The 13,211-nt window shown below is 44.9% G+C and carries 8 protein-coding genes; 2 read left to right on the top strand and 6 right to left on the bottom strand.

From position 1 onward, the window contains the following. Positions 1–198: 198 nt before the first annotated feature. From uvrA to A6755_RS02640, 4 genes are all read right to left on the bottom strand, one after another. The gene (uvrA, locus tag A6755_RS02655) at positions 199–3,078 is read right to left on the bottom strand and encodes an excinuclease ABC subunit UvrA (RefSeq protein ID WP_063589711.1); all 2,880 of its coding nucleotides are present in this window, start codon (positions 3,076–3,078) and stop codon (positions 199–201) included. A 6-nt stretch (positions 3,079–3,084) separates the two neighbouring features. Continuing rightward, positions 3,085–5,070, bottom strand: a complete 1,986-nt coding sequence (gene uvrB / locus A6755_RS02650) for an excinuclease ABC subunit UvrB (protein WP_048684098.1) — start codon at positions 5,068–5,070, stop codon at positions 3,085–3,087. A gap of 219 nt (positions 5,071–5,289) precedes the next feature. Then, positions 5,290–5,520, bottom strand: coding sequence for a CsbA family protein (locus A6755_RS02645; protein WP_034309928.1), 231 nt, complete (start codon positions 5,518–5,520; stop codon positions 5,290–5,292). Between the two features lie 189 nt (positions 5,521–5,709). Continuing rightward, positions 5,710–7,293 (bottom strand): catalase, encoded by a 1,584-nt coding sequence (locus A6755_RS02640; protein WP_134402193.1) that lies wholly within the window; start codon positions 7,291–7,293, stop codon positions 5,710–5,712. Between the two features lie 219 nt (positions 7,294–7,512). Between A6755_RS02640 and A6755_RS02635 the strand changes: the two genes are divergently transcribed. Next, complete coding sequence (locus tag A6755_RS02635; RefSeq protein WP_134402192.1) at positions 7,513–9,771, top strand: MMPL family transporter; 2,259 nt, start codon at positions 7,513–7,515, stop codon at positions 9,769–9,771. A gap of 614 nt (positions 9,772–10,385) precedes the next feature. Beyond that, on the top strand, positions 10,386–10,919 hold the full coding sequence (locus A6755_RS02630) for a YceI family protein (protein WP_034309918.1): 534 nt from the start codon (positions 10,386–10,388) through the stop codon (positions 10,917–10,919). 56 nt (positions 10,920–10,975) lie between these two features. On the opposite strand, the gene A6755_RS02625 is transcribed toward A6755_RS02630, so the two are convergent. Next, positions 10,976–12,031, bottom strand: coding sequence for a FecCD family ABC transporter permease (locus tag A6755_RS02625; RefSeq protein ID WP_063589708.1), 1,056 nt, complete (start codon positions 12,029–12,031; stop codon positions 10,976–10,978). Then, on the bottom strand, positions 12,028–13,032 hold the full coding sequence (locus tag A6755_RS02620) for a FecCD family ABC transporter permease (protein ID WP_063589707.1): 1,005 nt from the start codon (positions 13,030–13,032) through the stop codon (positions 12,028–12,030). Before A6755_RS02620 ends, A6755_RS02625 begins: the two co-directional genes overlap by 4 nt. Between the last annotated feature and the right edge of the window lie 179 nt (positions 13,033–13,211).

Raw genomic sequence — 13,211 nt, 5'->3', positions numbered from 1 at the left:
CCTCCTCACCGCAAGCGGCTGTGGGGTCTTGGCTAGCCAGTTATACGGCAGGAGTGTCGCAAATTTCTTCAATCCAATAAGGATTACTGTAAAAAACCATTAAGGTTAATCTAGTCTTGTTTTAAAATCATGGTTCGGCATTAGACCGTTCCGAACCCTTTTTGTCTAAAACCTTAACAAGCCTGATGGCTTGTTCTTTTAAGCATGTTCATGCTCTGTTTCTTTTTCTTCAATCCAATTTTCCATACGAATTTGATCACGGGTAAGTACAGGTTTTAAGTATTTTCCCGTATACGATTCGGAAACTTCACATATTTTTTCAGGTGTTCCATAAGTGACGATCGTACCGCCCTTATCTCCGCCTTCCGGTCCCAGGTCAATAATATGGTCCGCCGTCTTGATGACATCCAGATTATGTTCGATCACCAAAACTGTATCCCCATTGTCAACCAGCCGCTGAAGCACCTGGAGCAGCCTTGCTATATCGTGGACATGAAGTCCGGTAGTCGGTTCATCCAAGATATAAAATGAGCGCCCAGTGGAACGGCGATGCAATTCGGAAGCGAGTTTCACCCTTTGCGCTTCACCGCCTGATAAAGTGGTGGCAGGCTGTCCAAGCTTGATGTAACCCAAACCAACGTCATAAATCGTTTGCAGCTTCCGTTTGATTTTTGGGATATTTTCAAAGAAACTAACGCCTTCCTCGACTGTCATATCGAGGATGTCGGATATATTTTTCCCTTTATATTTCACCTCAAGTGTTTCCCGGTTATAACGCTTACCATGACAGATTTCACATGGGACATATACATCTGGGAGAAAATGCATTTCAATCTTGATAATGCCATCACCTCGGCATGCTTCACAGCGGCCGCCCTTCACATTGAAACTGAACCTGCCTTTTTTATAACCGCGTATCTTCGCTTCATTAGTCGAGGCAAATACGTCACGAACATCATCGAATACACCCGTATAGGTAGCTGGATTCGATCGTGGGGTCCTGCCAATTGGTGATTGGTCAATATCAATGACTTTATCTAAATGCTCAACTCCCTTAATCTCGCGGAAATCACCTGGCCTGGCTTTTGCCCGATTCAGCTTTTGAGCCAAAGATTTATGGAGGATTTCATTCACTAATGTACTTTTCCCTGATCCAGATACTCCCGTAACCGCTGTAAAGACCCCAAGTGGGAATTTCACATTAACGTTTTTCAGATTATTTTCCTTGGCACCTTTTATCTCAATGACACGGCCATCATTTTTCCGGCGTTCCAATGGCAATGGAATGAATTTCTTCCCTGCCAAATATTGACCCGTTAAGGATTTAGGATCATTCATGACCTCTTCCGGAGTACCGGCGGCCACTATTTCCCCTCCATGCGCTCCGGCTCCTGGACCAACATCAATCAAATAATCCGCAGCAATCATCGTATCTTCATCATGCTCGACAACAATCAGGGTGTTCCCGATTTCGCGCATATTCTTCAATGTTTCGATCAAACGGTCGTTATCCCTCTGATGCAGCCCTATTGAAGGTTCATCCAGAATATAGAGGACTCCCGTTAAACGGGAACCGATCTGCGTCGCCAATCTTATACGCTGCGCTTCACCGCCGGATAATGTTCCCGCTGCCCTGCTCAACGTCAAATATTCCAAACCTACATTAGCCAGGAAACCGAGCCGCTCACGAATTTCACGTAAAATCAATCTCGCAATTGCCGCTTCCTTTTCAGTCAAATCAAGCTCATCGAAAAATACTAATGCATCTTCCACTGATAAAGCTGTCGTTTCACTTATATGGACCCCTTGAATGAGCACGGAAAGACTCTCTTTCTTCAAACGGTGACCCTTACAGGTTGGACAGTGATGTTCTGACATGTATTTCTGCATTTGCTCACGAATATAGTCTGAACTCGTCTCCTTGAAGCGCCTTTCGATGTTTCTTAAAACTCCTTCAAATGGAATATATCCTTCTTGCACTCTTCCAAAATCATTTTTATAACGGAAATATATCTTATCTTTACCTGAACCAAGCAAGACCTTATCCATCTTCTCTTCCGGTAAATCTTTAACGGGCACATCCATATCTATTCCATAATGGTTGGCTACCGCTTCAAGGAGCTGAGGATAATATTGAGAACTCGTCGGCTCCCATGGCGCAATCGCATGTTGACGGAGGCTTAATTCGTTATTCGGGATGACGAGATCACGGTCCACCTCAAGCCTCGCCCCCAAGCCATCACAATCCGGACAGGCCCCGAACGGGCTATTGAAGGAAAACATCCTCGGCTCTAACTCTTCAATCGAAAATCCGCAGTATGGACAAGCATGATGTTCACTGAAAAGCAGCTCTTCCTCACCCATTACGTCAATGATGACTTTGCCTTCGCCAAGCTGTAAAGCACTTTCCAATGAATCTGCAAGCCTTGCCATGATCCCCTCTTTAATGACGATCCGGTCAATGATGACTTCAATCGAATGTTTCTTATTTTTTTCGAGAGTGATTTCCTCACTGAGATCATGCATTTCCCCGTTCACACGAATGCGGACATAACCTTGTTTCTTAACATCCTCCAAAATCTTCGCATGTGTCCCTTTTCTGCCTGAGACGAGCGGTGCCAATACTTGAAGCTTGGTTCTCTCAGGGTAATCAAGAATGCGGTCCACCATCTGTTCGATCGTTTGTGAGGTGATTTCTATATTATGGATCGGACAGGTCGGCCTGCCGACCCGTGCAAATAACAGCCTTAAATAATCATAGATCTCCGTAACAGTCCCTACAGTTGAACGAGGATTCCGACTGGTCGTTTTCTGGTCTATGGAAATGGCTGGTGACAAACCTTCGATCGCATCGACATCCGGTTTATCCACTTGGCCTAAGAATTGACGAGCATAAGCGGACAGTGATTCCACATAACGTCTTTGCCCTTCTGCATAAATCGTATCAAAAGCCAAGGAAGACTTTCCAGATCCGGATAATCCGGTCAGCACAACAAGTTTGTCTCTCGGTATCGTGATATCAATATTCTTTAAATTGTTGGCCCTGGCGCCTTTTATCACAATTTTATCCATTGCCATGTTTCGTCACCCTTCCGCTTTTAACTCTAGTAATAAATCACGCAGCTCGGCAGCTCGCTCGAAGTCCAGTGCCTTTGCCGCTTCCTTCATTTCTTTTTCCATGCTTGCCATCACTTTTAAACGCTCTTTTTTAGGGAGCTTCGCAAGGCTTGGTGCAAGATCTTCCTTATACTCTTCTCCTTCTTCTGCTACATGCGTCGCCCTTATGGAGTCACGGATATCCTTTTGAATGGTTTGAGGCATTATTCCATGCTCTTCATTATACTTCTCCTGGATTTCACGGCGCCGCCTCGTTTCATTGATGGCAAGTTCCATCGAATTCGTGATGCGGTCTGCATACATGATGACATGGCCGTTGGCATTACGGGCTGCACGGCCCATCGTTTGAATAAGCGAACGTTCCGAGCGAAGGAACCCTTCCTTATCGGCATCCAGAATGGTCACTAACGACACTTCCGGAATATCCAGGCCTTCCCTTAAAAGGTTGATTCCAACGAGTACATCATATTTGCCCATTCGGAGTTCCCGGATGATTTCTATCCTTTCCAAGGTCTTCACTTCCGAATGAAGATATTGGACCTTGATGCCGATTTCCTTTAAATAATCAGTTAAATCTTCAGACATCTTTTTCGTCAAGGTCGTTATGAGCACACGCTCGTTCTTTTTGACGCGCTCCTGTATTTCACCGATCAGGTCATCTATCTGCCCTTCAATCGGCCGCACTTCTACCGTCGGATCCAGCAATCCGGTAGGACGGATGATTTGCTGAACCATTTCTGGTGTATGTTCGAGTTCATATGGTCCCGGAGTTGCCGAAACGAATATGGATTGATGGACCTTTTTTTCAAATTCTTCAAATCTTAGCGGGCGGTTATCTTTCGCGGACGGCAGACGGAAGCCATGGTCGACGAGCACTTGCTTCCGCGCCTGATCTCCATTGAACATTCCGCGGATTTGCGAAAGGGTCACATGTGATTCATCCACGACCAATAGGAAGTCCTCTGGAAAGTAGTCCATTAAAGTGTATGGTGTCGCACCCGAGGGGCGAAGGGTTAAATGGCGGGAATAGTTCTCGATCCCAGAACAAAAGCCCATTTCCCGCATCATTTCCAAATCATAGCGGGTCCGCTGCTCCAAGCGCTGTGCTTCAAGGAGCTTTTCATCTTCCCTTAATTCCTTCAATCTCTCTTCCAGTTCCGTTTCGATATTTTGAATGGCTATCCGCATTTTCTCTTCGCGGGTTACGAAGTGGGAAGCCGGGAAAATGGCAATATGTTCCCGTTCACCGGTAATTTCACCGGTCAGGGCATCGACTTCACGGATACGGTCAATCTCATCCCCGAAAAACTCGACCCGTACACAATGTTCATCACGGGAGGCCGGGAAAATTTCTACGACGTCGCCGCGAACGCGGAAGGTCCCCCGTTGGAAAGCAATATCATTCCTCTCATATTGAATATCCACGAGTCTGTGCAGCAAGGCATTCCGGTCTATTTCCATGCCAGTTCGGAGGGAAACGACCATCTCCCGGTACTCTTCAGGAGAACCGAGTCCATATATGCACGAAACACTGGCAATGATGATGACATCTTTCCTTTCGAACAAAGATGATGTGGCCGAGTGACGCAGTTTATCGATTTCATCATTGATGCTTGCATCTTTTTCGATGAATGTATCCGTGGATGGAACATAAGCCTCTGGCTGGTAGTAATCATAATAGCTAACGAAGTATTCGACGGCATTATTAGGGAAGAACTCTTTGAACTCACTGTAAAGCTGCCCTGCCAACGTTTTATTGTGGGCAATGACAAGAGTCGGTTTATTGATCTTTTGGATCACATTGGAAACGGTGAACGTTTTCCCTGTACCCGTTGCCCCCAATAACGTCTGCATTTCCTTGCCTTCCTTAATCCCTTCGACCAGCATTTCAATTGCTGCCGGCTGATCTCCTTGAGGAGAGTATTTTGAGACTAACTCAAACTTATCCTTCACCAAGCATGGCCTCCTATTGAAATATTTTTATATGAAAACGGGACATGCCTATATCCCTTCTATTTATTCCGGTTTAATAAAGCATATATACACATTCTACCACAATAGCCTTAAAACAAACCAGCAATAAGCGAACATCCATTCGATTTTTGTTTTAATGAACTTCATGATGTGTTGAGGGGAATGACAAGTTTGAGTACAAAAAAAGCACCTTTGATGTCAGGCGCTCTTGGATGTACGTTTCATCATTCTTTTTGATAACCAGAATCCCACTGTCAGGGATAAGGCATCGACGATGATCAATAAGTTTGTATGCGTATAACCTTTATATGCGGACGCTGTAATCAAGGCAACAGTTAAAACAAGGCCTACGACATTGTTATAGGTGACTCTTGAAAATAGCATGACAAGTAGACAAGGAAGGAAAAGGGCAGAAAGAATTTTAATCATTTTTTCATCTCCTTTATAAGAGAAAAATAGAGTAGTTTCAGTTTAAATGATTATGAAGTTTTTTGCCAATCAATTTCCTGCTTGATTTTAAAAGGCATCCTTGGAAGAGCATCCACACATCCATTAATTATGCCCATAAAAAAAAGAGGCAAACCCCTTTATAAGGAAGTTTGCTTCTTTTCAGTTCAATCAATATGGATCCGCTTCATGTCCTTTTCTAACGGCGGCCTCAGGGTTATCCGTCCCACCCAGTGGTTTTGAAGATTCCGTATGTTCAGAGGCCGCGGCCAGTCCCTCTTTCAACCTGCGGCCATACTCTTCATCGGCCTCTTCTGCAAGTGCTATCATTTTTTCCTGAATGCGCTTGTCGGCAGGAGCCAATGCCGCCACTAAATTGGAAATTAAATCGTCTTTTTCCCAATCCTCGAATTCCCGGAACGTTTCCCCAGCCTGTTTCGTATTGTTTTGGCGATCGATTGTCTCACGGACAAGTTTCCCTTCCACCATAGGTGTATACTCTTTGCCCGTTTGATTGGCTTCCTTCAAGCCGCCGACAGTGGATGGTTCGTAGTTGATGTGGGGGCTTTGGCTGCCTCTGCCAACTTCATATTGCATCTGTCCGCCAGTCTGATTCGTGGCAGTTCGTTTCTTTGGAGCATTGATCGGCAGTTGCAAATAATTCGCGCCAACACGGTGACGCTGTGTATCGGAATAAGAGAATGTACGTCCCTGTAACATCTTGTCATCAGAAAAATCCAGTCCATCCACTAGGACACCGGTACCGAATGCAGCCTGTTCGACTTCAGTGAAATAGTCTTCAGGGTTTTTATTCAATACCATCGTACCGACATGCAGCCATGGGAACTCATCTTTCGGCCAGATCTTCGTATCATCCAGCGGATCGAAATCCAACTCAGGATGATCATCATCACTCATGATCTGTACGTTGAGATCCCATTCCGGATAGTCCCCGCGTTCGATCGCTTCATATAGATCCTGTGTGGCATGATTGAAGTTCGTAGCTTGAATTTCATTGGCCTCTTGCTGCGTCAGGTTCTTGATCCCTTGTTTCGGCTCCCAATGATACTTGACGAGCACCGCTTTCCCTTCCTCATTCACCCATTTATAAGTATTGACCCCTGATCCTTGCATCATGCGGTAGTTAGCTGGGATGCCCCATGGGGAAAACACAAAGGTAACCATATGGAATGTTTCAGGTGAACTCGAGCAAAAATCGAAAATCCTCCTGCCGTCCTGAATATTCGTGACCGGATCCGGTTTGAATGCATGAATCAAATCCGGGAATTTCATGGCATCACGGATAAAGAAAATTTTCAGGTTATTGCCTACAAGATCCCAGTTTCCATCTTCCGTATAAAATTTAACGGCAAATCCCCTTGGGTCACGTAACGTTTCCGGGGACGTCCCTCCATGAATAACAGATGAAAACCTCACGAATACCGGGGTTTTTTTACCTTCTTCCTGAAAAACCTTCGCTCTCGTATATTTTGAAATCGGCTCGTCCCCCGCTTTACCTGTCGGAACGAAATAACCATGCGCACCTGCACCGCGGGCATGCACAACTCGTTCAGGGATGCGCTCCCTATCAAAGTGGCTGATCTTTTCCAGGAAATCATAGTTCTCAAGTGTACTAGGACCTCTGTTCCCTACAGTTCTTAGACTCTGGTTATTCGTTACCGGGTGCCCTTGCCTGTTCGTTAATGTTTCATTCGTTTCACCATTTGTTTTTTTGGATTTATCAGACAAAAAAATCCCTCCTTTGTTAATAAAGGCCACAATACTACTATACTTTCCCCCATTTCCTATATTTAACTCACCGATCTTCAAAATTTAATTGAAATTAGGTAAATAAGTACTTTTCCCCTATATATCGATGAGCCTATTTTCATGCCATTAACGACTTGAAGAGTTTAGTAGTTGGAGTGAGCATACCCATTTTTGTATAAGTCAACATCACACCACTATAATGAAATGAGGATAAAAAATTTAAAAAGCGGGGTGCCTACATTGGACGAATCAATAATAGGAAGACTTGGCAGGATGATGACCGGAAAAACCAGTCGTTGGGTTGTCATTGCCGCATGGATAATTGCAGCAATCGCATTAACCTTCATATTGCCTGCCGTTAATGATCGAACAGCAAATAATGCCTCAGACTTGCCTGAAGACTCACCTTCTGTCGTGGCTGATGAACTTATTAAAGAAGAGTTTCCAAATTCCTCCGGAATACCTGCCCTGCTTACATGGCATCGGAAAGGTGGACTGACAGAGGCCGACTTGGCTGAAATCCAGTATCTTTCCAAGGAACTGACAGATAATCCATTGACACAGCAATCTTTCTTACCGCCGCTTCATGAAATTCCGTTGCCTGCTCTTAAAGGATCGGTTTCAGAAGATGGAACGACTTTCGTACAGCCGCTTTTCTTTAAAGAAAAGACCGAGACTGAAATTCTCGAAAAAAATCTTGAAAGCATTAATGAAGCAGTAACGGAGCGCATTGGAACGGACCCATTCAAGGTCCCGACCGATTCAGATGAATTATCCCTTCGAGTGACAGGCCCTGTAGGAATATCAGTCGATGCAACGGGTTTATTTTCAGGTGCTGATTTCAAATTGCTTTTAGCGACAGTAATACTTGTACTTGTCGTATTATTACTCATTTACCGCTCTCCGCTTTTAGCCATAATTCCTTTAATCGGAGTAGGCTTCGCCTATATTGTCACAAGCCCGATCCTTGGCTTCATGGCAGATCATGGTTGGATTACAGTCGATTCACAGGCCATTTCAATCATGACCGTATTATTATTCGGTGCCGGAACGGACTATTGCCTATTTTTAATTTCTCACTACAGAAGTGAATTAAGGAATCATGAAAACAAACGGGAAGCCATGATCGCCGCATTTAAAGATTCATCAGGCGCCATTGCGATGAGCGGCCTAACGATCGTCATCTCCCTGCTAACATTGCTTGTAGCCAAATACGGAGCCTACCACCGTTTCGCTGTACCATTCAGCTTGTCGATTTTAATCATGATGCTGGCAGCTTTAACACTTGTACCTGCATTGCTTTCTGTATTCGGAAGGGCTTCCTTCTTCCCAATCGTCCCGCGTACACCTGAAATGGCAGAAGCACGGGCCAAGAAAAAGGGAAAAGCCGTCAAAAAGCATAAAGAAGGCCGCATCGGTAACTGGATTGGCCATATCGTCACAACCAAGCCATGGACCGTCATTCTTACATGCCTGATCATCTTCAGTGTTTTAGCTGGATATTCTTCACAAATAAAATATTCATATGATATTCTCTCTTCCTTCCCTGAAGATATGAACTCCCGTGAAGGCTATTCTGTCATTTCCGACTCGTATTCACCAGGCGAACTGGCACCGGCGACAGTGGTTGTCGATACGGATGGTGAAGATATTGATTTAGCACCGGCATTAAAAGGGATGGATATTGTGGAAACTGTTGCCGATCCAGTCTCAAGTAAATCGAATGAAGATCTGCAATCCTATGAGGTCACATTCAACATCAACCCATATGATATCGAGGCCATAGATTCCATTCCTGATATCCGCACAATGGCGGAGAAAGAATTGAAAGCCGCCAATATATCTTCGGTAGATGAAAAGGTTTGGGTTGGAGGGCAGACTGCGACTCATTTCGATAAAAGGGATACCGTCAAATCCGATGAATTCTTGATCATCCCGATCATCATCGTCCTGATTTCCCTGCTCCTTTTAGCCTACTTGCGATCTATGACAGCCATGGTGTATTTAATGGGGACAGTCATTCTCTCATTCTTTGCAGCTATGGGGTTAGGTTGGATTATCCTGCACCATTTCATGGGTGTCGATGCGATAGAGGGGACAATTCCACTTTATTCTTTCGTATTCCTGGTCGCACTTGGAGAAGATTATAATATTTTCATGGTTTCAAGCATTTGGCGTAAGAAAGAAACGATGCCAATCAAGCAGGCCATCAGAAAGGGCGTTGCCGAAACTAGCGGTGTCATCACCTCCGCCGGAATAATCTTGGCAGCCACTTTTTCCGTTCTAGCCACACTTCCGATTCAAGTATTGGTCCAATTCGGGCTCATTACCGCCCTTGGTGTTTTAATGGACACATTCATTGTGCGCCCGTTCCTTGTTCCTGCAATCACCTCCCTCCTTGGCCGCCGTGCTTTTTGGCCGGGTAAAGTGACCAATCAAGAAGAGAAAGAACAGGCCAATTAATAAAGATGTCCGCTTTACCCTTCTTCATTAAAAACCCTGTGACCCATAAATGTACAGGGTTTGAGTTTGTAGACAAAAGGGTTTTTACCTGAAATTTCAAAACAAAGTCGATTGTAACGGAGGGTGCGAGACGCCTGCGGGAAAAGCGCGCCGAGGAGGCTTCCGGACCGCCCGCGGAAAGCGAGTGCCTGGAGTTGAAATCATCATTCTTCGAGTTTTATAAACCTTCATAAAAACTGAGACAAACTTGATTTTCATCGAGTTTGTAGACAAAAGGGTTTTTACCTGAAATTTCAAAACAAAGTCGATTGTAACGGAGGGTGCGAGACTCCTGCGGGAAAAGCGCGTCGAGGGGAGACCCCGCAGGCGCAAGGCGCCGAGGAGGCCTCCGGACCGCCCGCGGAAAGCGAGTGCCTGGAGTTGAAATCATCATTCGAGTTTGTCTACAGTCTGAAAAACCTGTGCCCCATAAATGCACAGGGTTTTTCATGTTTTCAAAATTAAGGAAAACTTTCAGTTGACACCATTGCTTTCAGCTCTTATAATTACATTAAGTTAAGATATCTCAAATTAAAGATATATAAATTCAAGATTAATAATCAGGAGGAATAAATATGACAAATACAAAATGGATAGTCGACCCGACTCACAGCACTATTGAATTTTCCGTAAAACATATGATGATCGCCAAAGTAAAAGGAAGTTTTAATAAGTTCGAGGCAAGCATTCTAGCAAACCCATCGGATCTAACGACTGCAGAGATTGATTTTACCGTTGATGTGGCCAGTATCGACACACGCAATGCAGACAGGGACAATCACTTACGTTCCGCTGACTTCTTTGATGTAGAAAAAAACCCTACATTAACATTCAAATCAACGAAAATCGTGAAAACGGATGAAGATGAATACGATGTAACTGGAAATGTGACTCTTAATGGAGTTACACAAGAAGAAACTTTCAGCATCACCTTCGAAGGCCAAGGGAAAGATCCATGGGGAAATGAAAAAGCAGGCTTCAGCGGAAAAGGGAAAGTCAAACGCAGTGATTATGGTCTAACCTATAACGCGGCATTAGAAACAGGCGGCGTACTGATCGGCGATCAAATCACGCTTACCATCGAAATCGAAGCAGCTAAAGAAGCTTAAAGAAATAAAGAAGCAGCCATCCCTAGGATGACTGCTTCTTTTTGCATTTACCGGAATTACGAATTTCTCGTTTTATATAGTAAATAAATGAAGTATGGTGCCCCGATGCTCGCTGTGAAGACACCAGCCGGTATTTCCAAAGGTGAGAATAAAGTCCGTCCAATCAAATCCGCCACCATAACCAGGATGCCGCCAAGCAAAGCCGAAGTCGGCAGTAACACTCCAAAACTAGAACCAACCAGCCTTCTGGCCATGTGCGGTGCCATTAATCCCACAAACCCTATTCCCCCAGCAAAAGCTGTGGAACCGCCAATCAAGGCCGTACTGATCATCAATAATGTAAACCGCTGTTTTTGGACATGCCCCCCAAGCCCCGTTGCCAGGTCATCGCCTAGCTCCTGTAAATTAATATTCCTGGCATACAGGAAGGCAATTAACAGGAATAGAATCGTCCATGGTGCCAGTACAGCGATATTATTCCAAGTGGAGGTGGACACTGACCCGGTGATCCAAAGGTTTGCCTGGCTCGCTTGAAAGACTGGGCCAAGAATCATCATCATCGTAGTGAGCGCCTTCATTAAAGCCATCACCCCAATCCCGATCAACACAAGCCTGATCGGGGGAACCCCATTTTTCCAGGCTAATGAATAAACGAGTAAGGCCACGACTGTCGCCCCAATGAATGCAGCGACCGGCAGCCAATTGATGCTCACCGTTAATGAATGGTTCTTATCGCTAAAAATGGCCAAGAATCCAACGACCGCCACAGTCGCTCCTCCCGTAATTCCCAAGATATCAGGCGAAGCAAGTGGGTTTCTAATCATCCCTTGAAGGATACCCCCAGCTACAGCAAGGCCCATCCCTACCAACAGGGCAACAATTATTCTAGGCAGGCGGAAAGAGTGGATAATAAGCCGGTCGCTCTCCGTCCCTCCTCCGATAAAGACCTGGAGAACGCTTAGCGGATTTATATTCATTTCACCCACTCCAGTACTGATCACAAATACTAGTGAAGTGACTAAAAATAATATGAAAATCACGATCATGGCTTTTTTATCCATCAAGAATGATATTTTTTCATTAAACAAACGAAAGCTCTTATATGACTTCATCGACCGCTGAACCCCTTTCTAGCTATATAAATAAAGAATGGGGTCCCGATTATGGCTGTCATGACTCCAACCGGAACTTCTCGAGGCATCAGGATATACCTGGATATGACATCGGCTGCAATCAAAAGCACCGCCCCGAAAAGTCCAGAGAAGGGAATCAACCAGCGATGATCGATGCCAACTATAGAACGGGTAAGATGCGGAACGACGATTCCTATAAAGCCAATCGGACCCGCAACCGCTACTGATCCGCCAGAGAGCAGGATGATTGCCAGCCCCAGGACCAGTTTAAGGAATGCTATATTCAGTCCAAGACCCTTTGCAACATCTTCACCCATGGATAACACATTCATTTTACCGGACATGATCAAGGCAAGGGCCCAGCCTGCGGCAAGATAAGGCAGGACGGCAACTAAATTGTCCAGGCTTCTACCGGAAACGGATCCGGCAAGCCAGAATAGGACTTGCTCTAAAAGAGCCTCATTAGAAACAAGAAGACCTTGTGTAAGTGAGGCTACCATTGCCGTCATGGCTGCACCTGCCAATGTCAGCTTCATCGGTGTCAAGCCGCCGCGTCCCATGCTTCCTATCATAAATATGCTTATCGCGGCTATGGCGGCCCCTAGGAATGAAAGCCATGTGAATACTTGAAGATTGCTTATCCCAAAAACGGTGACACCGGTGACCACCGCCAATCCCGCCCCGGCGTTGACCCCGAATATATCCGGGGAGGCGAGGGGGTTTTTAGTTAGCGTTTGCATCAAAACCCCGGAGATGGCTAAACTTGCACCGATGGCCGAAGCGATCAGGGCACGCGGAAGTCTGACTGATTGAATGACAATGTGTTCGTTCGTCCCATTGAAATCGGTAAAAGCATCGATGGCCATTTTCCATGTTGTATCCGTATAACCGTATACAATGCTTGAGCACAGTAAAAACAGCAGCAAAAGAATGGTAATGAACAGCCCCATCCATTTCTGCCATGAATTTTTTAATAACATATCCAGTTACCTTTCCAATCACGTTTGTATATCCGTATTTAATTCAATTGTACTGGGGTTAACAGGATTATGTCAACGAATTTGAGAATCATTTTCAATTATATATTGACAGAAAAGTATATTCATTTTATGATGATGCTGTTAAGTGCGAATGATTATCATTTGCTGACAAATTGGGA

The sequence above is a fragment of the Peribacillus frigoritolerans genome (genome assembly GCF_001636405.1).
Classification (GTDB): domain Bacteria; phylum Bacillota; class Bacilli; order Bacillales; family DSM-1321; genus Peribacillus; species Peribacillus frigoritolerans.
Note: the sequence above shows the minus strand (reverse complement) of the source record. Positions and strands in the feature narration are given on the sequence as shown.

Excerpts from the sequence above, each read along its gene's own strand:
- A6755_RS02630 (WP_034309918.1), top strand. The coding sequence starts at position 10,386 with ATGACAAATACAAAATGGATAGTCGACCCGACTCACAGCACTATTGAA.
- A6755_RS02620 (WP_063589707.1), bottom strand. The coding sequence starts at position 13,032 with ATGTTATTAAAAAATTCATGGCAGAAATGGATGGGGCTGTTCATTACC.
- A6755_RS02625 (WP_063589708.1), bottom strand. The coding sequence starts at position 12,031 with ATGAAGTCATATAAGAGCTTTCGTTTGTTTAATGAAAAAATATCATTC.
- uvrA (WP_063589711.1), bottom strand. The coding sequence starts at position 3,078 with ATGGCAATGGATAAAATTGTGATAAAAGGCGCCAGGGCCAACAATTTA.
- A6755_RS02635 (WP_134402192.1), top strand. The coding sequence starts at position 7,513 with ATGAGGATAAAAAATTTAAAAAGCGGGGTGCCTACATTGGACGAATCA.
- A6755_RS02645 (WP_034309928.1), bottom strand. The coding sequence starts at position 5,520 with ATGATTAAAATTCTTTCTGCCCTTTTCCTTCCTTGTCTACTTGTCATG.